Here is a 2,395-nt window from a genome sequence, read left to right on the forward strand (position 1 = left end):
AAGCCCAGCAAGCTGGAAAGCAGCAATAGCATCGGTTCCACTTCCGGCGAGCGCGTCACTTGCTTCGCGCTGGCAGCACACACGGTGCCCAGCACGCTGCCGTCCTGTGCGCGGATTGGCGCGCTGACATACGTGCGAATACCCAACGCCTGCGCGGCCTGGGAGTCGCCCCAACACTCCGAGACGTTGTCCGAATACAGCCGGTTTTCTTCAAGCGCGCGCTTGCACAGGGTGTCTTCCCACGGCACCACCAAGCCTTCAGGAATCGTCATGTCGCCGACGTTGCGCGCGAACTCGATGCGCTGCACGCCCTTTTGCAGGTCAATAGTGGTCAGGTACGTCGACTCCATCCCGGTTACGCGATGCAGCAGCGTTAACAGCGGGCGGGTCAGTTGTTCGACCGTCCTCGCCTGCGGCACTGTTTCCGACAAAAACGACAGGAGATGGTCCATGGCAGAGCTCGATACTGGCTGGCTACCTGCTAAGTGATAGCAAAATACTTACAGTCTCGATAGCCGCAAGCGCACAAGGCGTGCGCTATTTCGCGGACGGTCAACAAATTCCGGGCCTAGCCCGGCGTCGTAGGGTGTGCAGGTCTAAACACCAAGCCAAACCGCGTGCCGCTATCGTCGCTTGCCACCTTCACTTGGCCGCCATGCAACTGCATGATCGAGCGCACAATTGCCAACCCCAAACCGCCAGAGTCGCCCGAACCGCTGCGCGCCGGGTCGCAGCGGTAAAAGCGTTCAAACAGATGGGGCAAATGGTCAGCCGCAATAGGTTTGCCGTGGTTATGCACCCACAGCTCCAGGCGGTTGCCGTCAAGACGGCTGGACAGGGTAATGACGGTGCCAGGCTGGCCATAGCGCAGGGCATTGGCGAGCAAATTGGCCAGGGCGCGGCGCAACAAATCAGGGTCGGCCAGCCACTCGCCACTGACCTGGTTCAGCAGCGGCATATCGCGCTCTTCGGCCATGCCTTCGAAGTACTCGCACAATTGCTCAGCCAACGCCTGCAGGTCGATTGGCTGGCAGGTGATAGCCGCCTGCGCCTGTTCCGTGCGCGCTAGAAACAACATGCTGTCGATCATGCGCGCCAGGCGCTCGTACTCTTCGGCGTTGCTCACCAGCAGGTCTTGATACTCCGCCACCGTGCGCTCGCGTTGCAGGGTTTGCTGGGTATGGCCCATCAGGTTACTCAGTGGCGTGCGCATTTCATGGGCCAGGTCTTCGCAAAAGCGCGACAGCTGAGCAAAACCGCTTTCCAGGCGCGCGAGCATTTGATTCAGCGCGCGGCTCAGCCCCTGCAATTCCTCGGTGGCCTGCACCTCATCCAGGCGCAGGTGCAAATGCTGGCTGTCGATGGTCGCGCAGCGCCGGGCCAACTCACGCACCGGGCGCAAGCCGCGTTGGCTCACCAGCCAACCCAGCACAAACGCCAGCAGCATGCCGCAGCCCAGCGCCAGCCACAGTTTCATGCGGTAGGCCGCCAACATGGCGTCGCGCTCGCCAAGCAATTTGCCGGCAATCAGCGTCAGGCGCTGCTCGCCGCCGGTGACGTCCTGCCAGGCCAGGCGCAGCGGCTCACTGCTGTCGCCGTCGGCCAATTGCGCGGTGCTGGCGGCGGGCAGAGTAGGGCGGGCCACGCCCGGCGGGTTGATTTCAATCAGCACCTGGCCGGCAGCATCCAGCACCCACAGCAGGTTGTCGCGATTGCCCAACATGTTCTCGTACAACTGCGGCCGTTCGCGCAGCGCGGTGATGCTCTGGCTGTCGGCCAAAATCGCCTGCATACGTTGCACCCGGCCCAGCAGCGCCTGGTCATCGCGCCAGGCAATTTCGCGCTGCAACGAGTGGTACAGGTAAAACCCGATGGCGCCCAACAGCAGCGCGCTGACCAGGGCAAACATCAGCGCCAGGCGCAGGCTAAGGGCGCGCGGCCATAGGCTCATGATTGCACCTCAAGGCAATAACCCATGCCGCGCACGGTATGGATCAGCTTGCAGGTAAACGGATCATCGACCTTCGCGCGTAGCCGGCGGATAGCCACGTCCACCACATTGGTGTCGCTGTCGAAATTCATCTGCCACACCTGCGAAGCAATCTGCGCCCGCGACAACACCTCACCCTCGCGGCTCAGCAGCAAATGCAGCAGGGCAAATTCCTTATTGGTCAGGTTCAGCCGCTCACCCTGGCGAGTGACCTTACGGCGCAGCACATCCAACTGCAGATCGGCCACCACAAACTGCTCCACCTCACGCGGCGGCCCACGGCGCAACAGCGTGCGCACCCGCGCTAACAGCTCGGCATAGGAAAATGGCTTAACCAGGTAATCATCGGCCCCCAACTCCAGGCCTTTTACCCGGTCTTCCACGGCATCGCGCGCGGTTAAAAAC

At 62.1% G+C, this 2,395-nt stretch carries 3 protein-coding genes; all 3 read right to left on the reverse strand.

What is annotated here, in order from left to right; translation table 11 throughout:
• The coding region (locus AAAB16_RS14840; protein WP_340664009.1) for a GAF domain-containing protein at positions 1-452 on the reverse strand (452 nt) is incomplete at its 3' end.
• A gap of 116 nt (positions 453-568) precedes the next feature.
• Positions 569-1,951 (reverse strand): heavy metal sensor histidine kinase, encoded by a 1,383-nt coding sequence (locus AAAB16_RS14845; RefSeq protein ID WP_340664010.1) that lies wholly within the window; start codon positions 1,949-1,951, stop codon positions 569-571.
• Positions 1,948-2,395, reverse strand: a 448-nt coding sequence (locus AAAB16_RS14850) for a winged helix-turn-helix domain-containing protein (protein ID WP_340664011.1), incomplete at its 5' end; no start/stop codon positions are given. The genes AAAB16_RS14845 and AAAB16_RS14850, both read right to left, overlap by 4 nt.

Source organism: Pseudomonas sp., from assembly GCF_037994325.1.
Taxonomy (GTDB): Bacteria; Pseudomonadota; Gammaproteobacteria; order Pseudomonadales; family Pseudomonadaceae; genus Aquipseudomonas.

Bases quoted from the DNA above. Each gene is read 5' to 3' on its own strand.
- AAAB16_RS14845 (WP_340664010.1), bottom strand. From the start codon at position 1,951: ATGAGCCTATGGCCGCGCGCCCTTAGCCTGCGCCTGGCGCTGATGTTT.